Source organism: Phreatobacter sp. (assembly GCF_051860605.1).
Classification (GTDB): domain Bacteria; phylum Pseudomonadota; class Alphaproteobacteria; order Rhizobiales; family Phreatobacteraceae; genus Phreatobacter.
On the sequence record NZ_JBHYDR010000003.1, the window covers coordinates 460,934 to 480,585 of the forward strand.

23 protein-coding genes are annotated in these 19,652 nt (G+C 65.9%); 4 read left to right on the top strand and 19 right to left on the bottom strand.

The features are described 5' to 3' along the window. Positions 1-184: 184 nt before the first annotated feature. The gene (locus ACTIFS_RS07750) at positions 185-583 is read left to right on the top strand and encodes a ComEA family DNA-binding protein (RefSeq protein ID WP_439573481.1); all 399 of its coding nucleotides are present in this window, start codon (positions 185-187) and stop codon (positions 581-583) included. Between the two features lie 42 nt (positions 584-625). On the opposite strand, the gene ACTIFS_RS07755 is transcribed toward ACTIFS_RS07750, so the two are convergent. From ACTIFS_RS07755 to ACTIFS_RS07815, 13 genes are all read right to left on the bottom strand, one after another. Continuing rightward, positions 626-1,081 (bottom strand): nuclear transport factor 2 family protein, encoded by a 456-nt coding sequence (locus ACTIFS_RS07755; RefSeq protein ID WP_439573482.1) that lies wholly within the window; start codon positions 1,079-1,081, stop codon positions 626-628. Next, a complete protein-coding gene (locus ACTIFS_RS07760; RefSeq protein WP_439573483.1) occupies positions 1,081-1,515 on the bottom strand; it encodes a nuclear transport factor 2 family protein in 435 nt (144 codons plus the stop codon). Before ACTIFS_RS07760 ends, ACTIFS_RS07755 begins: the two co-directional genes overlap by 1 nt. A 222-nt stretch (positions 1,516-1,737) precedes the next feature. Beyond that, positions 1,738-2,412, bottom strand: a complete 675-nt coding sequence (locus tag ACTIFS_RS07765) for a redoxin domain-containing protein (RefSeq protein ID WP_439573484.1) — start codon at positions 2,410-2,412, stop codon at positions 1,738-1,740. 30 nt (positions 2,413-2,442) lie between these two features. Next, a complete protein-coding gene (locus tag ACTIFS_RS07770) occupies positions 2,443-4,566 on the bottom strand; it encodes a protein-disulfide reductase DsbD family protein (RefSeq protein ID WP_439573485.1) in 2,124 nt (707 codons plus the stop codon). A 240-nt stretch (positions 4,567-4,806) separates the two neighbouring features. Further along, positions 4,807-5,826 carry a ketol-acid reductoisomerase gene (ilvC, locus tag ACTIFS_RS07775; protein WP_439573486.1) on the bottom strand — a complete coding sequence of 340 codons (1,020 nt, stop codon included), beginning with the start codon at positions 5,824-5,826 and terminating at the stop codon, positions 4,807-4,809. 56 nt (positions 5,827-5,882) lie between these two features. Continuing rightward, entirely contained in the window at positions 5,883-6,245 is a 363-nt protein-coding gene (locus ACTIFS_RS07780) for a type II toxin-antitoxin system PemK/MazF family toxin (protein ID WP_439573487.1), read from the bottom strand. Next, positions 6,232-6,513, bottom strand: coding sequence for an AbrB/MazE/SpoVT family DNA-binding domain-containing protein (locus tag ACTIFS_RS07785; RefSeq protein ID WP_439573488.1), 282 nt, complete (start codon positions 6,511-6,513; stop codon positions 6,232-6,234). The genes ACTIFS_RS07780 and ACTIFS_RS07785 overlap by 14 nt, the downstream gene beginning before the upstream one ends. 87 nt (positions 6,514-6,600) lie before the next feature. Next, positions 6,601-7,347: a pyridoxine 5'-phosphate synthase gene (locus ACTIFS_RS07790; protein WP_439573489.1), complete on the bottom strand. Its 747-nt coding sequence runs from the start codon at positions 7,345-7,347 to the stop codon at positions 6,601-6,603. Positions 7,348-7,387: 40 nt separating this feature from the next. Beyond that, on the bottom strand, positions 7,388-7,966 hold the full coding sequence (ilvN, locus tag ACTIFS_RS07795) for an acetolactate synthase small subunit (RefSeq protein WP_439573490.1): 579 nt from the start codon (positions 7,964-7,966) through the stop codon (positions 7,388-7,390). Between the two features lie 43 nt (positions 7,967-8,009). Then, positions 8,010-9,770 carry an acetolactate synthase 3 large subunit gene (locus ACTIFS_RS07800; protein ID WP_439573491.1) on the bottom strand — a complete coding sequence of 587 codons (1,761 nt, stop codon included), beginning with the start codon at positions 9,768-9,770 and terminating at the stop codon, positions 8,010-8,012. Between the two features lie 303 nt (positions 9,771-10,073). Beyond that, positions 10,074-10,958: a DNA adenine methylase gene (locus ACTIFS_RS07805; protein ID WP_439573492.1), complete on the bottom strand. Its 885-nt coding sequence runs from the start codon at positions 10,956-10,958 to the stop codon at positions 10,074-10,076. Continuing rightward, positions 10,955-11,965: a hypothetical protein gene (locus tag ACTIFS_RS07810; RefSeq protein WP_439573493.1), complete on the bottom strand. Its 1,011-nt coding sequence runs from the start codon at positions 11,963-11,965 to the stop codon at positions 10,955-10,957. Before ACTIFS_RS07810 ends, ACTIFS_RS07805 begins: the two co-directional genes overlap by 4 nt. Before the next feature lie 117 nt (positions 11,966-12,082). Next, positions 12,083-12,646, bottom strand: coding sequence for a hypothetical protein (locus ACTIFS_RS07815; RefSeq protein WP_439573494.1), 564 nt, complete (start codon positions 12,644-12,646; stop codon positions 12,083-12,085). Here ACTIFS_RS07815 and ACTIFS_RS07820 point away from each other — a divergent pair. Continuing rightward, complete coding sequence (locus ACTIFS_RS07820; RefSeq protein ID WP_439573495.1) at positions 12,645-12,794, top strand: hypothetical protein; 150 nt, start codon at positions 12,645-12,647, stop codon at positions 12,792-12,794. The two genes, ACTIFS_RS07815 and ACTIFS_RS07820, sit on opposite strands and share 2 nt — an antisense overlap. 125 nt (positions 12,795-12,919) lie before the next feature. Here the strand turns inward: ACTIFS_RS07820 and ACTIFS_RS07825 are convergent, their stop codons facing one another. The 3 genes from ACTIFS_RS07825 to ACTIFS_RS07835 form a co-directional block, all read right to left on the bottom strand. After that, a complete protein-coding gene (locus tag ACTIFS_RS07825; RefSeq protein WP_439573496.1) occupies positions 12,920-13,129 on the bottom strand; it encodes a hypothetical protein in 210 nt (69 codons plus the stop codon). Between the two features lie 116 nt (positions 13,130-13,245). Beyond that, positions 13,246-14,172, bottom strand: coding sequence for an IS1595 family transposase (locus ACTIFS_RS07830; protein WP_439573497.1), 927 nt, complete (start codon positions 14,170-14,172; stop codon positions 13,246-13,248). A gap of 45 nt (positions 14,173-14,217) precedes the next feature. Next, a complete protein-coding gene (locus tag ACTIFS_RS07835; RefSeq protein ID WP_439573498.1) occupies positions 14,218-14,574 on the bottom strand; it encodes a hypothetical protein in 357 nt (118 codons plus the stop codon). 288 nt (positions 14,575-14,862) lie between these two features. On the opposite strand from ACTIFS_RS07835, the gene ACTIFS_RS07840 reads away from it, so the two are divergent. Together ACTIFS_RS07840 and ACTIFS_RS07845 are read left to right on the top strand one after the other, a co-directional pair. Next, on the top strand, positions 14,863-15,897 hold the full coding sequence (locus tag ACTIFS_RS07840) for a DUF2865 domain-containing protein (RefSeq protein ID WP_439573499.1): 1,035 nt from the start codon (positions 14,863-14,865) through the stop codon (positions 15,895-15,897). Positions 15,898-16,174: 277 nt separating this feature from the next. Next, complete coding sequence (locus tag ACTIFS_RS07845; protein ID WP_439573500.1) at positions 16,175-16,894, top strand: NUDIX domain-containing protein; 720 nt, start codon at positions 16,175-16,177, stop codon at positions 16,892-16,894. Here ACTIFS_RS07845 and ACTIFS_RS07850 read toward each other — a convergent pair. Genes ACTIFS_RS07850 through ACTIFS_RS07860 form a run of 3 tightly spaced genes read right to left on the bottom strand, consistent with a single transcriptional unit; the run spans position 16,879 to position 19,646 of the window. Next, a complete protein-coding gene (locus tag ACTIFS_RS07850) occupies positions 16,879-17,226 on the bottom strand; it encodes a hypothetical protein (protein ID WP_439573501.1) in 348 nt (115 codons plus the stop codon). The genes ACTIFS_RS07845 and ACTIFS_RS07850 overlap by 16 nt on opposite strands. A 57-nt stretch (positions 17,227-17,283) precedes the next feature. Next, positions 17,284-18,453, bottom strand: a complete 1,170-nt coding sequence (locus tag ACTIFS_RS07855) for an LptF/LptG family permease (RefSeq protein WP_439573502.1) — start codon at positions 18,451-18,453, stop codon at positions 17,284-17,286. Beyond that, positions 18,450-19,646 (bottom strand): LptF/LptG family permease, encoded by a 1,197-nt coding sequence (locus tag ACTIFS_RS07860; protein WP_439573503.1) that lies wholly within the window; start codon positions 19,644-19,646, stop codon positions 18,450-18,452. Before ACTIFS_RS07860 ends, ACTIFS_RS07855 begins: the two co-directional genes overlap by 4 nt. Positions 19,647-19,652 lie beyond the last annotated feature (6 nt).

Genomic DNA, 19,652 nt, shown 5'->3' on the forward strand with positions numbered 1-19,652 from the left:
CGGCACGCGGGGCGCGGCCGTTCATCGGCGCTTCACATCCTGCCACAAAATCGCAACCATCCCTTCAAAGGCCGGACATTCTGCGCCAGTGTGATGGGTGAGCCGGGCAGCAGATCCGGCAGGGCTGAAGCGGGCGGCCGGCCGCCGCTCCGCCCGGGAGGCAGGCCGGCACCAGGATGACACCATGGCCCTCACGCGCCTACTGACCGCGACCGCCGTCGCGACCCTTCTTGCAAGCCAGGTCCTCGCCCAGACCGCGCCGCCGACCCCGCAGCAGCAGCGGCCGGCCACGACGCAGACCCAGCCGGCCAGGCACGCCACCACGCCTGCGACACCCCCGGCAACGACGCAGCGCCCTCAGGCCCCGGCCGGCCAGGCCCAGGCCGCGCGGGTCAACCTCAACACGGCCAATGCCACCGAACTCGACAGCCTGCCGCAGATCGGCGCGGCGCGGGCGCAGGCGATCCTGACCGAGCGGGCCAAGGGTCGTTTCCGCGACTGGGCCGATTTCGAGCGGCGCATGGCCGGCACGTCGGTGAACCAGACGGCGCTGACGGCTATCCGGGAGCGGGTGCGGTTCTGAGCCCGGCGCGGCGGGTGGCCCGCGCGGCCGCCTGCCGCTGGCTCAGGCCAGCGTGATCCGGCCCCTGGCCAGCGACATGGAGCCGGTGTCGTAATAGTGGTGCAGTTCGACGATCAGCCCGTCGCGCAGCCGCATCAGGTCGATGACCTCGAACTCGCCACCCTTGCCGCTGTCGAGGAAGGCCAGCTCGGCCCGCCAGTGAACGGCGATGATGTCGCCGTCCACGACGATGTCGTCGATATGGTAGCTGAGATAGCGGTTCATGCGGTGCAGGTCGGCCAGCAGGCGGCGGATGCTGTCATGGCCGATCCGCATCCCCGCCCCGGGGTTGAGGGCGGGATTGCCGTGGACCGAGACCCGCGCATCGGGCGCGAAATATTCCAGATACTCGTCGGCCAGCCCCTCGTAGCGGGCCCGGTAGAGGCTGCGCACCGTCTCCTCGAGCTGCAGGCGCGACAGGCCGGCGGCCGACACGCGCGAACCGTCGGCCCCGGCCATCATATCCGCCCCGCCAGCAGCGCGAGGGAGGCGGTGTCGATGAACTGCTTCAGCTCGACGATCTCGCCGTCGCGCATGCGGATGAAGTCGACCGCCTCGAATTCGGCGACGCCGCCGCTGTCGCGCGACCTCAGCGTCAGCTGGCGCCGGATGACCGCGGCATTCAGATCCACCGCCATGTCGACGATCAGCGCATCGACATATTCGTAGGTGGCGTAGAGGTCGTCCACGACCAGGGCGATCGCCTTGCGGCCGCGGCGCGGGCCGGCCTGCGGCACCAGGCGCGAGTCGCCGATCAGATGGAAAACGCCGTCCTCGGCGAAGGCGGCCGCAAAAGCGGCCCCGTTGCCCGCGCGCCTCTCGGCATAAAGACGCGCCAGGCGTTCCCTGACGAGGGGCAGACCCGATACGACGCGCAGGCTCGGATGCGCCATTACTGCTCCGGATGCCGGTACCGCCTGCCGGCAAGCTCCTCTTGGTGAAGGTTTACCGAACGGCCGTCAACAGGATGGCACATATGTGCTATCCACGATACCACCCGGACGCCCTGCAGAAGTGTCCCCGGACGATGAATCGGCAGCATTTCCGTCATTCCCGGGACCCGGGGGCGGCACCTCCCGCCCCCGTCCCTTGCAATCTGCCGCCACGCCCGCCGATCAGGAGCTGTATTTCACCACGCAGCCATAGGCGCGGGTCGTCGGGTTGGACACCGGCTTGCCCTGGCTCAGCTCGGTCAGTGCGAGATCGACGAAGTTGCGCGCACCCTCGACGTCGGCGGCGCGGGCCGTGGGGCGGTCGTCGATGCCGCCTGCATAGACCAGCTGCCCCTCGGCATTGATGATGAACATGTGCGGCGTGACCTGCGCGCCATAGGCCCGCGCCACGATCTGCTCGCCGCCGTCGAGCAGCACCGCGGTCGGCGCTGCATTGCGGCTGCGGGTCAGTTCGTTGGCCTGTTCAGGCGTGACATGGCCCTGCTCGCCGCGCGGCGAGGAGGCGATGGTCAGCCAGACGACACCCCGCTCGGTCCAGCGGCGCTGCAGGTTCTGCATGTTGGACGTGCCGTAATGCTTCCTGACGAACGGGCAGTCGTGATTGGTGAATTCCAGCACGACGGTCTTGCCGCGCAGGTCGGCCAGCGTCACCTCCCGGCCATTGCTGTCGGCGGCGGCGAAGGCGGGCGCTGGCGCATTGACGCGCGCGGCGGCGAGCTGGGCCGCGGCGGGCCGGCCGAAAGGCATCGGGGCCAACGGCAGCGCGGCAAGTCCGGCACCGGCGGCAAGCGCGGTGCGGCGGCTGATGAGGGGCGACCGAAAGGCTGGCTTGGTCATCGCAATATCCTTCTGGGGGGAGGATTGAGGTCAGAGGCTGGAGAGATGGTCGAGCATCATGCGCTCGGTCAGGATCTGCGGCAGGACGCGCGGCGCGCCGTCGCGACCGACCAGCAGGTAGAGCGGCACGCCGCTGCGGCCATGCCGCTCGAGGACGCGGGTGATCTCGGGGTTGCGGTTGGTCCAGTCGCCCTTGAGATAGACGACGTTGCGCTCGCGGAACTGGCGCTGGACCGCCTCGGACGACAGGGCCGTCCGCTCGTTGACCAGGCAGGTGATGCACCAGGCCGCGGTCAGATTGACGAAGACCGGCCGCTGGCGTTCGGCAAGAAGCGCGTCGAACCGCGCCTGCGTGAAGGGTTCGGTGCCGGCCTGGACCGGCTGCGCCGCGCCGCCTGCGACCGGCCCGCCGTCGGCGGCGATGATCTGGCCGGCCGGCAGCAGCGCCAGAAGGGCGGCAGCGGCGAAAGCCCGGACGACGAGAGCGCGGCGGCCGGGGCCATTCTGCGCCTTGCCGATGAGGAAGACGGCAAAGGCGACCGCCACCAGCCCGGAAAGAGCCGCTGCCATGCCGGTGGGCCCGACCTGTTGCGACAGGACCCAGACGAGCCAGGCCACCGTCGCATAGACCGGAAAGGCCAGCACCTGCTTCAGCGTCTCCATCCAGGCGCCGGGGCGCGGCAGGCGCCGCACCAGAGCCGGGATGAAGGTGAGCACCAGAACCGGCAGGGCAAGGCCGAGACCCAGCGCCAGGAACACCGAGAGACCGACCAGCGGCGGCTGGACCATGGCAAAGCCGAGCGCGGTGCCCATGAACGGCGCGGTGCAGGGGGTGGCCACGACGGTCGCCAGAAAGCCGGTGAGGAAGGATCCGCCAAGGCCCGGCCGCGCCGCGGCGCTGCCGCCGGCCCGGGTCAGCGACAGGCCGAATTCGGCGACCCCCGACAGGCTGAGCGCCATGGCGAGCAGCAGCGCGGCCAGCGCCGCGACGACCACCGGCGATTGCAGCTGGAAGCCCCAGCCGACCTCTGCGCCTGCCGCCCGCACCGCATAGAGGGTGCCGGCCAGCGCCGCGAAGGTTGCGAGCACCCCGGCGGCATAGGCAAGGCCATGGGCCCGGGCATGGGAGGCGGGGGCAGCGCCATGGCCGGTCAGGTGCAGCACCTTCAGCGACAGGACCGGGAAGACGCAGGGCATCAGGTTGAGGATGAGGCCGCCGAGCAGGGCGAAGAACAGGGCCTGGACCAGCGTTGCGCCGGTCACCGACCCGGCGCCGGCCGGCGCAGCGGCTGCAGGCGTCGCCGAGACCGCGAAGGCGTGGCGGACGGTGCCGCTGTCGACCGCCTCCTCGACGACCAGAATGCCGTCCACCGCCTGCGGGCTGGTGCGCATCAGCTGGCTGCGTTTCAGGGTCAGAACCGGCTGGCCGCCCTGCATGGCAAGGGACTGCGGCGCGGCATGTTCGATCAGTTCGCCGGAGGCCGGGAAGAAGCGCATGGAGCGCAGCGCCGTCGCCGGCCCGCCCGCCGCCGGCTCGATGACGAGGCTCTCGGCGGACACCCGGAACCGGACCTCGAAGGGCGATGCCATGGGCAGGGCGGCCCGCGCGGCCGCGAAGTCGCGCGAGGAGAAACCGCCGCCCGGTCCGGTCTCGACCGGTCCGGCGACCGGCAGCGAAAGCGACAGCGCCGCCTCGCCCGGAATGCATTCGCGCTGGCAGACGAGATAGGCGATGTCGGCCTTCATCGCGGCGCGCGTTCCGGGGGCGAGGCCCGCCGGCGGCGTGATCTGGACGAGCAGCGTGGCCGTGCCCTCGTAACCGTAGTTCATCAGGGGCCCGACCGGGATCGCCTCGGGCACCGGCCACTGGACCGGGCCGGCGGAAAAGCCCTCCGGCAGGGTCCAGCGGATCTCGGTCGCCATGCCGGAATCGCCGGGATTGATCCAGTAGGTGTGCCAGTGCTCCTTCATGGTCAGCCGCACGCCAACGGTGAAGGGCTCGCCCGGCCGGATCGCGGCCGGTTCGGCGATCAGTTCCGCGCGGACGAGGGTCGCCGGGTCCGGCGAGGTTTGCGCCGCCACCTGCCGGCTGGCTGGAGACAGCACGACAAGACCCGCCAGGACTGCGGAAGCGATGGCACGAGACAGCTGCATGATCAGCACAATAGAGACCCCGACCTTGGCAGCAACGCGACAGAATCGGCATTCCCTGCTGTCACACGCGGTTGTGAACAGGGTGCGGCGCGGGATGCGGCGCATCAGGCCCGCACATGCAAACGGGCGCACCACAGCGCGCCCGTCCACATGTCAGACCGGTCAATTCTTCGTCTTGTCGACGAGGGCCCTGGCTTTGATGCGGCAAGGGTGCGCGACTTGCGCGCACCCGTCGCGGCCTCAGTTCTTCGTCTTGTCGACGAGGGCCTTGGCCTTGATCCAGGGCATCATGTCACGCAGCTTGGCGCCGACTTCCTCGATCGGATGGGCGGCCATGCGCGCACGGGTCGCCTTGAACGAGGTCTGGTTGACCTTGTTCTCCAGCATCCACTCGCGGGTGAACTTGCCCGACTGGATGTCGGTCAGGATGCGCTTCATCTCGGCCTTGGTCTCGGCCGTGATGATGCGGGGACCCGTGACGTACTCGCCATACTCGGCCGTGTTGGAGATCGAGTAGTTCATGTTGGCGATGCCGCCCTCGTAGATGAGGTCGACGATCAGCTTGACCTCGTGGAGGCACTCGAAATAGGCCATTTCCGGCGCGTAGCCGGCTTCCACCAGCGTCTCGTAGCCGGCCTTGATCAGTTCGACCAGGCCGCCGCAGAGCACCACCTGCTCGCCGAACAGGTCGGTCTCGCACTCTTCCTTGAAGGTCGTCTCGATGATGCCGGCGCGGCCGCCGCCATTGGCCGAGGCATAGGACAGGCCGAGGTCATGGGCATTGCCCGAGGCGTCCTGGTGGATGGCGATGAGGGTCGGCACGCCGCCGCCGCGCTGATATTCGGAGCGCACCGTGTGGCCGGGGCCCTTCGGCGCCACCATCAGCACGTCCAGGTCCTTGCGGGCCTCGATCAGGTTGAAATGGACGTTGAGGCCATGGGCGAACATGATCGCCGCGCCCTGCTTCATGTTGCCGTGCAGGTCGTCGCGGTAGATGTCGGCCTGAAGCTCGTCCGGGGTCAGCATCATCATGATGTCGCAGACCTTGGCGGCTTCCGACGGGGTCATGACGGTGAAGCCGGCGGCCTCCGCCTTGGCGCGCGTGGCGGAGCCCGCCTTCAGCGCGATGACCACATCCTTGACGCCCGAGTCGCGCAGGTTCAGCGCGTGGGCATGGCCCTGGCTGCCATAGCCGACGATGCAGACCTTCTTGGACTTGATGAGGTTCAGATCGGCATCGCGATCGTAATAGACACGCATGGCAGGGAGTCCTTCCTTGGGATTGTTGGCGTCTGTAATGAGCCCGGGCGTTCTTTTCACTGACCGGACGGAATGTTCAAGAGGCCGATCAGCATGGCCTGCGCCTTGCGAACGGATGCCTCGTCGGCGCGGTCGGCGACACGGAGCAGGCGGCCGCGGTCGATCGACTTGATCTGGTCGACCAGAACGAAGCCGGAAACGCGGTAGACGCTCCCGAGGTCGAACTTGAACGGCCAGGGCTTGGGGTTGGAGGTGATGGGGCACACGAGCGCGAAGGAGGAATTGCGGTTATAGGCCTCGGGCGACAGCACGAGGCCCGGCCGCTCGCCCGACTGTTCGCGCCCGAAAGCCGGGTCGAACGTGACATAGACGAGGTCTCCCGCCTCCGGGATGAGGCCCCGGTCATCACGGGCGGTCATTGTATTCGGGCCATTCGGACAGCGTGTCCTCGAACGGCACGCCGCCGGGATCATAGGCGGCGCCGCCGAGTGCCTCCATCTCGGCGACAAGGCTCAGGTGATCCAGCACGGGCAGGTCCCGCTCGGCAACCCTCGTCTCGATGATGACCTTCGATCCCTCGCTCGTGATCTCAACGGGCCTGCCGGGGCTGAGCCCCAGCCTGGACGTGATCTCCTTCGGCAGGCGGACGGCGACACTGTTGCCCCATTGCGCAGCCTTACCGCGCATGACCGGCCTCCCATGTCATATCGGATATCCCGCGTATATCCGAAACGATACGGAGGGTAAAGACGCAGGCAGACAACGCGCGAGGGATCATCCCGCTCCGCCTCCGCATGCCGCGTTGTACCGCCTGACCGTCTCCGCCATGCCGTAGATCAGCGCGTCGGCGGTGAGCGCATGGCCGATGGAGACCTCGGCGATGGCCGATGCCCGGCCGATCAGCGCCGGCAGGTTGTCGAGGGTGAGGTCATGGCCGGCATTGACCGCAAGGCCGGCGGCCACCGCCGCCTCCGTCGTCGCAACCAGCTTGTCGAGTTCGGCCGCCTGCCCGTTCCGGTCGGCGGCATGGCCATAGGGGCCGGTATAGAGTTCGATCCGGTCGGTGCCGGTGGCCTTCGCACCCGCCACCAGCGCCGGGTCGGCGTCGAGGAAGATCGACACGCGCATGCCACCCGCCTTCAGCCGGGCAATGACGCGCTTCAGCAGGTCGGCGTCCTTCACGACATCCCAGCCATGGTCGGAGGTCGCCTGCGCCGGATCATCCGGCACCAGCGTCACCTGATCGGGCCTTGCCTCCTCGCACAGCGCCAGGAACCGCTCGTCCGGATAGCCCTCGATATTGAACTCGGCCTTCGGAAACTCCGCGCGGATCATGGCGACAAGGTCGAACACGTCGTGGCGGCGGATATGCCGCTCGTCGGGCCGTGGATGAACGGTGATGCCGGCGGCGCCCGCCTCCAGCGCGATGCGGGCGAGGCCGGTGACGCTCGGCCAGGGCAGGTTGCGCCGGTTGCGCAGCTGGGCGATCGCGTTGACGTTGACGGAGAGATGCGTCGGCATGGGGTGCCTTCGAACTGGGTCGGCCTCAGGAGGGGCGCATTCAGCGTCCCTGCGCGCCGTCCGGCAAGGCGGCTTCCTGCATGCCTTCCGCGCCGCGGCTCATGGCGGCGATGCCGGTGCGCGACACCTCAACCAGCCCGACCACGCCCATCAGGCGGATGAAGCGCTCGACCTCCTCCGTCGTCCCGGTCAGCTCGAAGACGAAGGAGTTGAGGGTGGCATCCAGCGTGCGCGCGCCGAAGGCGCTGGCAAGGCGCAGCGCCTCGACGCGGGCATCGCCCTTGCCGCGCACCTTGACCAGGCAGAGCTCGCGCTCCAGCGCCTCGCCCTGCACGGTGAGATCCACCACCCGGTGCACCGGAACGAGGCGGTCGAGCTGGGTCTTGATCTGCTCGATCACCTTCTCGGTGCCGGTGGTGACGATCGTGATGCGCGAGACGTGCTTCTCGTGCTCCGTCTCGGAGACCGTCAGGCTCTCGATATTGTAGCCGCGGCCGGAGAACATGCCGGCGATGCGGGCAAGAACCCCCGGCTCGTTGTCGACAAGCACCGCCAGCGTGTGGCGGCGGGTCGGCGGCTGGGCGTCGGACAGGAAATAGGCGGACTGGGACTGGGTCATGTCTGGTTCTTTGCGATGATCGGGATGGAGGCGGCGGGCAGCCTCACACCAGCTGCTTGCCCTTGGCGTCGATGATGTCGCCGGTCTCGCCCTCGAAATCGGGGAGGATCATCTCGTTGTGGGCTTTCCCCGAGGGGATCATGGGGAAGCAGTTCTCCTCCTTGGCCACCATGCAGTCGAAGATGACCGGGCCGGGATAGTCGAGCATCTCCATGATCGCCGCATCGAGCTTTGCCGGGTCGTCGCAGCGGATGCCCTTGGCGTGATAGGCCTCGGCGAGCTTGACGAAGTCCGGCAGCGCCGCCGAATAGCTCTCCGAATAGCGCCCGCCATGCAGCAGCTCCTGCCACTGGCGCACCATGCCCATGTATTCGTTGTTGAGGATGAAGATCTTGACGGGCAGCCGATACTGCGCCGCCGTCGACATCTCCTGCATGTTCATCAGCACCGAGGCCTCGCCCGCCACGCAGACGACCAGGTCCTTCGGATGGGCGAGCTGCACCCCCACCGCCGCCGGCAGGCCGTAGCCCATGGTGCCGAGACCGCCGGAGGTCATCCAGCGGTTCGGCTCGTCGAAATGGAGATATTGCGCGGCCCACATCTGGTGCTGGCCGACTTCCGTGGTGATGAACCGCTTGCGGCCGCGGGTCAGCGCCTCCAGCCGCTCGAGCGCATATTGCGGCTTGATGACGTCGGTGGCGTTCTTGTAGGCGAGCGATTTCCGCGCCCGCCAGCCGTCGATCTGCAGCCACCAGGCCTTGATCGCCGCCTTGTCGACCTGACCGGCGACCTCCTTCCACAGCCGCACCATGTCCTCCAGGACGTGGGCGCAGTCGCCGACGATGCCGATATCGACCTTGACGTTCTTGTTGATGGAGGAGGGGTCGATGTCGATGTGGATCTTCTTCGAGCCCGGCGAGAAGGCGTCGATCCGGCCGGTGATGCGGTCGTCGAAACGCGCGCCGATATTCACCATCAGGTCGCAGCCATGCATGGCGAGATTGGCCTCGTAGGTGCCGTGCATGCCGAGCATCCCGAGCCATTGCGGGTCGGAGGCCGGATAGGCGCCGAGCCCCATCAGCGTGGAGGTGACGGGGAAGCCGGTGGCGCGCGCCAGTTCGCGCAGCAGCTGGGAGGCCTGCGGGCCGGCATTGATGACGCCGCCGCCGGTATAGAAGACCGGCCGCTTGGCCTTGGCGATCATCTCCACCGCCGCCTTGATCTTGGCCAGATCCCCCTTGATCTGCGGGCGATAGGTCTTGTGCTGGTTGTCGCGCGGCTTCTCGTATTTGCCGGTCTTGAACTGGATGTCCTTGGGGATGTCGACGACCACCGGGCCGGGCCGGCCGTGCTGCGCGACATAGAAGGCCTCGTGCAGGATGCGCGGCAGGTCCTCGATGCTCTTCACCAGGTAATTGTGCTTGGTGCAGTGGCGCGTGATGCCGACCGTATCGGCCTCCTGGAAGGCGTCCGAGCCGATGAGATGGGTCGGCACCTGGCCGGTGAAGCAGACGACGGGAATGGAATCCATCAGCGCGTCGGTGAGGCCGGTGACGGCATTGGTCGCGCCCGGGCCGGAGGTGACCAGCACCACGCCGACCTTGCCGGAGGAGCGGGCATAGCCCTCGGCCGCGTGCACCGCGCCCTGCTCGTGGCGGACGAGCACGTGCTTGACGCTGTCCTGCTGGAACAGCGCGTCATAGATCGGCAGCACGGCGCCGCCGGGATAGCCGAAGAGCGTGTTGACGCCCTGGTCGATCAGGGTCTGCACGACCATCTCGGCGCCGGTCATCTCGCGGGACATGGGATTTTCCTCAGGGTCGGTTCGGTCGGTCGGTCAGGATCGGGTGGGAGGGGAGCGGGCCGCCGCGGGCAACAAAAAAGGCCCCGCGAGGGACCTTGTGTTGAGCGCCACCGTTCGGCCGCCGTGTGATGTCTCACACGTCCGTCGATGGCGCCCCGGATACAATAAGGATGAAACGCACGGCGTGCGGCTCCGATTGAAAGAGGCGCGGACCATAGGAGGGGGAATGGGGGGTGTCAATGGGGAGGGGGCTACGCTATCGTCCATTCGAGAACTTATCGGATAGTGGAGCAGACGCGATCCCTAGGCGGCGTCGGCAACGAATTTCCAATCAGTCGAGACGACATCGGCGAAAAACATAACCTCCCGACCTGACCTTCCGTTTCGCACCGAATAATTGAGATCATACTCAATCTTTCGGTACCTCGCGTAAAGCCGCGTTATTTCTGGCTCATTGTCATAAGATACGACCCATGGAATTTGCGTATTCATCGAAGATACAGCGCGACTTAAATTCTCGTGATCTTTTGGTTGGTAAAAATCGTAGTATAAATCTCTTCCTTTTCTGTAATACGGAGGATCAATATATATGAATTGGCGTTCTGAACCAGCAACTCTTTCAATGTCGGATATCAATGCAATCGCATCGAGATTCTGAATTGATATTTGGTCCCTCACTGCAGAAATTCGTTTGACGCGCGCTACGAGTTCATCTCGGTTAAATCGCGCGTCAAGGCCATACGATGATGTTTGGGATTTTCCGCCAATCATACCGGCGTTCAGTACCCCGGAGTGATTGGTTCTATTGAGGTAAAAAGAGGAAAAGCCAATATAGAATGGGTCTGAACCAGCCGGATTCTGAAATATCGACCGTTGGCGAGACCATTCCTCAACAGTGAGTGGAACAGTTGCGATCATGTGCAAGAAGCGTTCCGGCTCCTGCAGCACAGCCTGCCAGAACGCAAAAATGGGTGCGCTAAGATCATTCAGGACAATTCGATCAACATAACCATGCATGAGCAGTGATAGACCAACGCCCCCACCACCAGCGAATGGTTCGACGTAAACGCAGTCAAGAAGCTTGTTCTCCCGAATCAATTTCTTGAAAAATCGAGCTAGCTTTGCTTTTCCCCCTGGGTACCGAAGGGGAGAAATATGGTGTGACGCGCGAGCAGCAGACCCCGTCATTTACACGTCGCCTTGAAAAACGCCTCGACTCCTGTCCAAGCAGCAACCAAGTCATTCTTGGAGGGAAACATCGCTGGATTGTGCACATACTCGTTCAGGCGGGGAACGGATATAACACTTGTGTCGCCCGTCAAGGCCATCCGGGCAGCTGTCAGATCCTGCTTTGTCAAATTTGGCGCTACGTGCTTCAACACTGCGTCCACACGCTCTGCCAATGTAAGTGCCTTTCCGGAGTTCTTTCCTGTCGTATGATAAAAATTAATTCCATGATGATTGCAGTATATTGCCACTATTGCTTCTACAAAACTCCTTAGAGATACAGAGACCGCAACGGGGAATTTGTCAATATTGATATATTTCAACTCACAGAAAAGCTGCGCGGCCTTACTGTTCGCGATTGCGAGGCTGAAATGCTTAGGAACAAGGGTTTTACGGTTGAGCGGGCTTGGAGTTGGCGGTACAGGAGGGGCCAGTTTCGGAGGCTGCGATTTCACGATGCTCGCGACCGACTCAGCCACCTTTAACTTCGGGCCGGCCGGCATTACGGATTTCGGGAGACCATCAATATAGTCAATCTGTTGTTCCTTTGTTTTAACGGCATCAACTTTTATTTTCTTGTTTGCAAGATCAATAACGATTTTTTTGATTATTTCTATTACATCTGTTGGTGGATATACAAAATAGTATTCGCCGTCCACAATTTGGATACCAATCTTCTGCCGAACGGCTGGGTTCGAAATCAAACGGTCCAAAGTAGTAATTGGGAAATTGCTCGCTAGAGCGGCTTTTTCGTCGGCCGACAGTTCCCCCTTCAGCTTTACAAATTCAATGAGATCGAGGGTGCGATCGCCTCTGAAGCGTGCGGTTTGGACGCCGTTCCAATCGACGATCCCCCGACCGCCATTCTGGCCGGTATGCCTAAGTTCAATCCATCGCCGAGCCGCGTCCCGATCAGGCATCACGACACCGGATATGGGCTCGATAGATGCGCTGTCGAAATTCGGCAATTATGCACTTGACGTACCGGGCGGTCGAAAGGTAGTTAGGTATGGACAGGCCGGCATTCGACAGTGCGCATGAGATTGATGTCCCGCGGCCTGTGTTGGAGGCGGGACATGAAGCGTTCAGGCTTTATTTTCCTCACACCCCAGAGATCGTGAGGGATCTTGCTGTTCGGGAGATTTTTCTCCCGATGATTTTGACTGCAAGTGCTCTTGGATGGTCGCCACGTAGTGGAAAATGTCCGACATCAGCCGGCGACAGTCATCTATGTGGCTTCGAATCTGAACCAAGGGCACGGGCTCCGGCGGCTTCTTGAGGGGCCTTGCCACGGAAACGGGGAAGCCGTCTTCAGAGCTAACTCCCCAGTGGTGGTGAATGATGTCGTGACGCCTGCCGAACGCGGCGCGGCCCCGTCCGACGAATTTTGCAATGATAACTCGGTGCTCGTGTTTATCGTCGGGGAAGAGGCAGGCGGCAACGTTCGCGATAACGTCAAGCCTGGGGATGCTCGCTTTAGGGGTAAAATATATCGCTTCGGCCACGGATGGGTTGATGTCCAGGAGAAGCGACAGGAGATTTGAATAAGCGAGTTCAAGGTTGCTCATCTCCACGCTAAGCTCCCCTATGGCTTGGAGGTGCTCCGGATGTTCAATCAGGGGCGAGTGAAGGTCGATATAGTCCGCCATGGCCAAGCCACCCAAAGAGCCTGAAACGTTGTCGGACGACGAAATCGCCCGCCGTCGCGACGAGGTAATCCGACGCATGTTGAACACCCCTCCGAAGCCGCACAAGCCGGCAGCGGAGAAGCCCAAGAAGGACAAGCCCGGCCGTTGAGCCGGGCTTTTTCGTGGAGATCGCCGTGGATCACAGTGAGATTAGGCTGCGTTGTCTCGAACTCGCTTGCGCGAGGGGTGCAACACAAGAGCTAGCTCAGCAATTCTTTGAGTTTGTAGTTGGTATCACGAAGCCCACTCGCGATACCCCTGCGCCGCGTGAAGACACTCCCCGTACAGATCGAGGACGTACTCCCGGTCAGCGTGATCCTCTTCGCCTTTCCGGGTCTCAGAACTCCAACGCTTCCCCTCTAGAAGAAATATCTTCTCCATGAGGTCGTAGGCGACCTGCTCGGCGGACTTCCCGCCGAGTTTAACCTCTACCTTTTCCGCCATTGTTCCCTCCCGGTTGGCGATTGCAGTGAAAGCCTAACACAACCTAATGGGAAATTTTGGGGAACCTAGCGGCGCGGTCCTTGAGCCAGCGTAAGATGCGCGCTCGCCCGCTGCCCTCAGTGAGCTTGTCGATAGGTCAGCCGCTTGCCGGCGGTACCGCGAACCGCTTTCATGGCGCGCTCTGCATCCTCGACGCCAAGGCCAGAGCGGTTGTTGTACCGGAAGTCGAACTCGGCAAGGTACCGATGCAAGTGGGCTTCGCTCACCGAATGATAGACGCCGGTGATGCCGCGCTTGAGGATGGAGAAGAAGTTCTCAGCGGTGTTGGTGTGCATGTAGCCGGCGAGGCGCGCGTACTCGTTGGCGCTGTGGTTCACAGTGCCATGGCTGGAGAACTCCTTGCCGATCCGGGGATAGATCGGGCTCTCGTCCGTCATGAGGGCAGAGGCGCGGCTAGCGTTGGTGACGATCAGCGGGCGCACTGTCTTGGCGGTGACGTTGGCGACATGGAAGGACGCAACGCGACCGTTGCGCTCGACCAGAGAGAGGACGGCCTTCTTGGGCGCGGGCTCACGGTGGGCACGGTTCTTGGCCTTGCCGCCGACGTAGCTCTCGTCCACCTCGACAACCTTGTTCGCGCCACCGAGGCCGCCCGTGGTCTTGTGGCTGGTGTCCGTCATCCCTTCACGGATGCGGTGGGCCATGAACCAAGCGGTGCGGTAGGAGCCGAAGCCGAGCATCCGGAAAAGCTGATGGGCGCTCATGCCCTTCTTGGACGAGCAGAGCAGGTGAGTCGCCAACAGCCACTTGTGCAGCGGGATATGCGAGCGCTCGTACACGGTGCCAATCGTGGCCGTGAAGGGCTTGGAACAGGCGCGGCACTTGTAGACGCCGGGGCGGGTGCTCTTGCCCTTCAACTCGGTTGCCTGCCCTTCGGCCTTGCAGTGAGGGCAGACCGGGCCGTTCGGCCAGCGGATCGCCTCGAAGTGCTTACGGGCGGCGTCTTCGTTCGTGAAGATCGGATCAGTGAGGTTGATAGACATGGGAGGGCTCCGTTGCCTCCCTTGTCTCACCTTGCGGCAGGTACGTCAAGTGCATAATCGCCCGAAATTCTCCGCAAGATCATTTAGCTTGCTTCTCAGGGAGTCAGGAATTTGCAGGCCCTCCAGAAGCAATGGATTGGCGAGTATTTGTAGAGCAGCTGTGCGTCGGTTACCTTCGAGGGCGATATACTCAGATTTTTTTGGGTCCGGTTGAAGGACCATCATTCGATCCATCGGGTTCAGACCGAATTTTGCGATATCAGCAGCAAGTTCGGTGATCTTCGAGCCCTGATCATCGAGAAGCGCTTGTCGAATGTTGATCTGTCCCTCTTCGGTGGCGATGCGGGGGTTTTCTGGATCGAGCCGAAGTTCTGCAATCTTGATATTGACCTGATTGGCCACGGCGCTCCCCCTGCATGTTGGTTTGGCTAACATTGGAGGGAGTTATTGAGTGATGTCAATCAGGGGTTGCTGTGCTTGTCTTTAACCGTCCCTCCTCATCCCACGCCACGACCCGCTGCTTCTCCCCGCCCCAGCGCCAAAGCACGAGGTTCCGCATCCCCTCAGTCACGCCAGCGCCCATCAGCACGCGCCCACCGCCCTCCCCCTTAACCCTGCCCCCCTTGCATGGTTGCCAGAGCGTTAACGGTGCCGTAGCGTCAGGTTCCTCGTCTCGTCTGGTGCCTTGTCATGTATCGCGTCCTGGGCATTGCGGCCGTCGCCGGCCTCGTCCTTCTGTCCGTCTCCGGCACCGTGGCCGAGGATCGCGACGAGTTCTATGCCATCGCCCGTGGCGAAAACCCCCGCGCGCCGCGTGCCGGCACCGGCTGGCTGCCCTTCCTGCGCCGCGCCGAGGCGCCCGCCCCCGCCGCCGCTCCGGCCGAACCCACCCGCCGCCAGATGAGCCGCGCCGCCCGGCGCCATGCCGAGGCCGGGGTCAACATGGCCTCGCGCAGCTTCTGCGTGCGCGCCTGCGACGGCTATTTCTTCCCCGTCGGGCCGATGCTGCGGGGCGATGGCCAGCGCGCGCAGGCCGAGGCCTGCGCCGCCATGTGCCCCGGCGCCGCGGTGCAGCTCTATTCGTCCCGCTCCGGCCAGATCGACGAGGCGCGCGGCGAGGGCGGCCGGCTCTACACCGCCCTGCCCGCCGCGTTCCGCTTCCGCGAGAGCCTGGTGCCGGGCTGCTCGTGCCAGGGCCAGGTCACCCAGGGCCTTGCCCGCCTGCCGCTGTCGCGCGACCACACGCTGCGCGCGGGCGATGCCATCGTCATGGCCGCGGGCGTGCGCATCATGCGCAACGGCGCCCGCTTCCCCTATCGACCGCGCGATTTCGTGACCGTGGCCTCCTATGGCCGCCTGCCGGCCGACCTGCGCCGGCGCGTGGTCGAGATCGAGACCGCCTCCTTCAGCCCGCGCGGGCCGGCAACGCCCGCCGCGCGGATCATGGCGCGCCGATCGGCGGCCGGCACCTTCGCCCGCGCGCCGCGGCTCGACGGCGTGCGCGAGATGATGGCCATCCGGCAGATCGCCATCACGCAGGCCGCCGCGCAGCGCACCGCCCAGGAAGCCGGCAGGACGGCCGGCCAGCGCCCCGCGCAGGGCATCAGCCAGCGGACGGTGCGCAGGTCCGTGCATCGCGCCGGCCAGAGAACCGCCCAGCGCAGTTCCGCCCGGACGGCGCAGCGCATCGCCCGCCAGACCGCCGCGCGCAGCCCGGTCCGCTGAACCGGCGCCTGCGGGCGAGCGATCGCCCGCCACACGCCGCAGGACGCTGAACAGCCGGCCGAAAGCGGCCAGCACGAGACACACGGCGCCAAAAGCCGCCGCTGCCCCCTGCCCGCCGAAAACCGCCACGCCACCCATGGAAGGACCCTCCCGTTCGTCATCGGAAACCCTGCCACAGCTGCACCTTGGTGTCAAGATCAAAATCCTATTCTAGGACCATTTGGCCTGTGAGCCGCTGCCGTTGACGCGCCCTTCCGGCTCCGCGACTGTCCCGGCCATGCCGATGCGCCTCATCCGCCACCTCGACCTCGTCCTCGATCCCGGCCCCTGGGCCTATGCCGAGCGGGAGGCTGCCGCCATCGGCGCGGCCTGGGCGCGCTGGTCCGCCGAGAACCCGTCGCTGTTCGACGGCGAGGTGCTGGTGCTCGCCGAGGGCGGGCCGGACGGCGAGACCTTTGCCGGCCGCTACCGGGTGGCGCGCTTTTCCGCCTTCCTGCATTTCCTCAGGGCGGGCAAGCCGGACGGCTCGCGCAATGCCTTCGCGCTGGCCGCCCTCACCGGCTCTGATGGCGGCCTCGTCATGGGCGTCATGGGGGCGGAGACCGCCAATGCCGGGCGCATCTACTTTCCCGGCGGCACGCCGGACCGGGGCGACGTGTTCGCCGGCCGGGTGGACCTCGATCACAGCGTGCGGCGGGAACTCGCCGAGGAGACCGGCCTGACCGGGGCGGACGTGACCTTCACCCCCGGCTTCCGGCTGTTCAGCGACAAGAAGCGCCATGCCCTGCTGAAGGAGGTGCGCTCGGCGCTGCCGGCGGCGGCGCTGGCCGAGTTGATCCGCGAGCGGCTGGCGCGGCAGGACAGGCCGGAGCTTGCCGGGGTCCATGTGGTGATGACGCATGACGACCTCAGGCCCGCCGCCATGCCGGACTTCCAACTCGCCTATGCCCGCTGGTGGCTCGAGACGGGTCGCGCGCGCGTTCAGCCGGCGGGATAGCCGTAGCGCTGCCGCACCGCGCGCAGGCCCGCGAGCGCCTCCCCGGCCCGGCCGGCGCGGCAGGCCGTATCCGGCCCGCCGAGATCGGCCTGCATCCGGCCATGGACGTCGCGGGCGACATGGCCGGTGGCGAGGTCGTTGTCGATCACCGCCCGGAACCGCGCGATGTCGCCGGCGCAGCCGCCGCCCTCCGGCAGGCGGAAGTCGGGCCGCGTCACGTAGTTCGGCTGGGCGGCGACAGGCTGCGGCGCGGGGGCCGGCGCCTGCGCGGTCGACTGGCAGGCGGCAAGCGCCAGGCCGGCGGCAAGGGCGAGGAGGCTGCTGCGGAACATGGGGACGGTCTCGTCGGGAATCGCGCCGACAATCTAGCAGCCCGGCGGCCGGCGTGCCTATGCCATGGCAGCGGCCGGCCGGCGGCCCGGCTGCTGCAGCCGAAGCATCAGGTAGAGGCCGGTGCCGATCAGCACCAGCGGAACGAGCCAGGTCGCGACCACGGCCGGGATGCGGCCATATTCGCCGAGCCAGACGGCGATGTTGATCGACACATGCAGGAAATAGCCGGTCAGCCCGACCGCCATCATCGCGCCGAAGGCCACACGCTGGCCGATCATCATCATGCTCAGCGCGCTCGCCACCAGCATCATGCCGAGCGGCAGCAGGACCTGTGCGAAGCGCACATGCCACCAGGTGCGGTAGGCCGGCCCGTCCGGCAGCCGGTGCGCCATGCCGGCAAGTTCGCCCAGCTGGCCGGTCGGGATGTGGCGCGCATCGACGCCGAGCCAGGCGAGCCAGAGCGGCTCCAGCGGCAGGGCCAGCGTCTCGGTGTCGAACCAGCGGGCCTCGCCCGTGCCACGGGTGAAATCCGGGACGCCGTCGGGCGGACCGGTCCAGCGGCTGCCGCGGTCGAAGCGCCAGCGGCCGTCGCCGAGCGGCTCACCGCGTTCGGCGCGCAGGCGGCCGGTCAGGCGGCCCTCGCGGGTGGTCTCGAACAGGTCGACATCCATCAGGGCGCGGGCGGGATAGTCGATGCGGGCGCGGATCAGGTGGTCGGGCAGCTTGATCCAGCGCTCGCCGCCGGCGCCGGGCGTGCGGTCGAAGCGGGTGCCGTAGGAGCCGAGGCGCTCGGCGATCTGGACGCCGACGGCAGCCGGCCTCAGCCAGCCGAGGCAGGCGATCTGAACGAGGCCGAGCACGGCCCCGATGAGGAGGATCGGCGCCAGCGACTGCAGAGGCGTGCGCCCGCCGTTCCAGACCGCCACGCGTTCGCGGGTCTGGGTCAGGGTGATCTCCGACCAGAACAGGCCCATGAAGCTGCCGAGCGGCAGGAGGACCGGGATCAGGTCGGCGAGCCGCAGAACCATGTATCGGCCGACGTGCAGGACCAGGGCGGGCAGCGATGTCTGGCCGCTCTGGGCGATCAGCCGCTCGCCGCGCTGGGCAAGGTCGAGGGTCAGCGCCAGCATCAGCAGCGCCGCCATGACGGTGACGATGTGGCCGGCATGGGCGCGCAGGAGAATGCGGGTATAGGCGCCGAACGGCACCAGCGCGAAGGATCTCATGACCGGCCGAGCCCCGGCCGCGCGATCTCCGAGGAGCGCCGCGTCAGCGACAGTGCCAGCAGCACGCCGATCAGGATGCCGCCGGCCACGATGAAGCCGATGCTGCCGGCAACGCCGATCCACATGATGCGGGCGAGCGCGGCGGTGCCGACGATCTCGGTGACCATCAGCCCGGCGCAGGCCAGTGGCAGGACGAAGGCCTGATTGGCGCGCGTGGTGAAGGACAGCGCCAGGATGGCGATCAGCGGGGCGAGCAGGCACAGGAAGCCGCGTCCGATCCGCTTGCCGAGTTCCAGCCGCGCGCGCTCGTCGGTCCGCGCCAGGCCGACCAGTTCCACCGTGGTCCGCTCGGCGATGTCGCGACCGCGCGGGTCGAAAGCGATGATGTCGGCGATCACGAAGCTCTGCTCGGTGGAGGTGCCGCGCAGCGAGGAGACCGGGGCGACCGGCGGCCGGCCGCTGCCGACCCCGCCCTCGGGCCGGGCAAACTCGTCGACCACGAAGCCGTAGAGCTGCAGCGAGACGCGACCGGCGGCGTCCGGCTGGGACAGGCGCGCGCCGTTGGCGACGACCACCCGCTCGCCGGTCTCGGTCGGCTGGACCACGAAGAGCCGCGGCACCGGGCTGCCGTCGACGCCGGGGGAGACGGAGGCCGTGCCGAGCCGGGTCTGGAACAGCCGGTCATCGGTGACCCGGCCGCCCGCCAGTGCATCGTACTGGGCCGTGAACATGACCTGCCGGAAGACGAAGCGGGCGAGCGGATCGACAAAGCCCCCGACCACGAAGGCGGCGATCTGTGCGGCAAGGCCGATCTTCAGGACCAGCGCCGTCAGGGCGTGAGGCGGAATGCCGACGCTCGACAGGGTGAGGAACTCGCGATCCTCGCGCAGCGACAGGGTCACGCGGTAGACGGCGATCAGGAGCGCCGTCGGCAGGGCGAGCTCGAACACCTTGGGCAGCATGGCGGCCATCAGCACGAGCGTGCGCCCAAGCGAGGCGCCGATCTTCAGCACCTCCTCCAGAAGCCCCGAGATCAACTCCTCGGCGACGAAGATGCTCTCGATCAGCAGCAGGACGAGGGCCACCTGCACCAGCACCTCGCGCATCACGCGCCGGGCCTGCCGGCGCGGGAACTGGCTCATGGTCCGCCGGCGACGCGGCACCGTGGCGGCAGGAGAGGCCAGGGCCGTCATGCCGGG

What these genes read in the sequence shown, in the direction of transcription:
- ACTIFS_RS07750 (WP_439573481.1), top strand. Translation starts at nt 185, where the DNA reads ATGGCCCTCACGCGCCTACTGACCGCGACCGCCGTCGCGACCCTTCTT.
- ACTIFS_RS07755 (WP_439573482.1), bottom strand. Translation starts at nt 1,081, where the DNA reads ATGGCCGGGGCCGACGGTTCGCGCGTGTCGGCCGCCGGCCTGTCGCGC.
- ACTIFS_RS07760 (WP_439573483.1), bottom strand. Translation starts at nt 1,515, where the DNA reads ATGGCGCATCCGAGCCTGCGCGTCGTATCGGGTCTGCCCCTCGTCAGG.
- ACTIFS_RS07765 (WP_439573484.1), bottom strand. Translation starts at nt 2,412, where the DNA reads ATGACCAAGCCAGCCTTTCGGTCGCCCCTCATCAGCCGCCGCACCGCG.
- ACTIFS_RS07770 (WP_439573485.1), bottom strand. Translation starts at nt 4,566, where the DNA reads ATGCAGCTGTCTCGTGCCATCGCTTCCGCAGTCCTGGCGGGTCTTGTC.
- ilvC (WP_439573486.1), bottom strand. Translation starts at nt 5,826, where the DNA reads ATGCGTGTCTATTACGATCGCGATGCCGATCTGAACCTCATCAAGTCC.
- ACTIFS_RS07780 (WP_439573487.1), bottom strand. Translation starts at nt 6,245, where the DNA reads ATGACCGCCCGTGATGACCGGGGCCTCATCCCGGAGGCGGGAGACCTC.
- ACTIFS_RS07785 (WP_439573488.1), bottom strand. Translation starts at nt 6,513, where the DNA reads ATGCGCGGTAAGGCTGCGCAATGGGGCAACAGTGTCGCCGTCCGCCTG.
- ACTIFS_RS07790 (WP_439573489.1), bottom strand. Translation starts at nt 7,347, where the DNA reads ATGCCGACGCATCTCTCCGTCAACGTCAACGCGATCGCCCAGCTGCGC.
- ilvN (WP_439573490.1), bottom strand. Translation starts at nt 7,966, where the DNA reads ATGACCCAGTCCCAGTCCGCCTATTTCCTGTCCGACGCCCAGCCGCCG.
- ACTIFS_RS07800 (WP_439573491.1), bottom strand. Translation starts at nt 9,770, where the DNA reads ATGTCCCGCGAGATGACCGGCGCCGAGATGGTCGTGCAGACCCTGATC.
- ACTIFS_RS07805 (WP_439573492.1), bottom strand. Translation starts at nt 10,958, where the DNA reads ATGACGGGGTCTGCTGCTCGCGCGTCACACCATATTTCTCCCCTTCGG.
- ACTIFS_RS07820 (WP_439573495.1), top strand. Translation starts at nt 12,645, where the DNA reads ATGGCCAAGCCACCCAAAGAGCCTGAAACGTTGTCGGACGACGAAATC.
- ACTIFS_RS07815 (WP_439573494.1), bottom strand. Translation starts at nt 12,646, where the DNA reads ATGGCGGACTATATCGACCTTCACTCGCCCCTGATTGAACATCCGGAG.
- ACTIFS_RS07825 (WP_439573496.1), bottom strand. Translation starts at nt 13,129, where the DNA reads ATGGCGGAAAAGGTAGAGGTTAAACTCGGCGGGAAGTCCGCCGAGCAG.
- ACTIFS_RS07830 (WP_439573497.1), bottom strand. Translation starts at nt 14,172, where the DNA reads ATGTCTATCAACCTCACTGATCCGATCTTCACGAACGAAGACGCCGCC.
- ACTIFS_RS07840 (WP_439573499.1), top strand. Translation starts at nt 14,863, where the DNA reads ATGTATCGCGTCCTGGGCATTGCGGCCGTCGCCGGCCTCGTCCTTCTG.
- ACTIFS_RS07845 (WP_439573500.1), top strand. Translation starts at nt 16,175, where the DNA reads ATGCCGATGCGCCTCATCCGCCACCTCGACCTCGTCCTCGATCCCGGC.
- ACTIFS_RS07850 (WP_439573501.1), bottom strand. Translation starts at nt 17,226, where the DNA reads ATGTTCCGCAGCAGCCTCCTCGCCCTTGCCGCCGGCCTGGCGCTTGCC.
- ACTIFS_RS07855 (WP_439573502.1), bottom strand. Translation starts at nt 18,453, where the DNA reads ATGAGATCCTTCGCGCTGGTGCCGTTCGGCGCCTATACCCGCATTCTC.
- ACTIFS_RS07860 (WP_439573503.1), bottom strand. Translation starts at nt 19,646, where the DNA reads ATGACGGCCCTGGCCTCTCCTGCCGCCACGGTGCCGCGTCGCCGGCGG.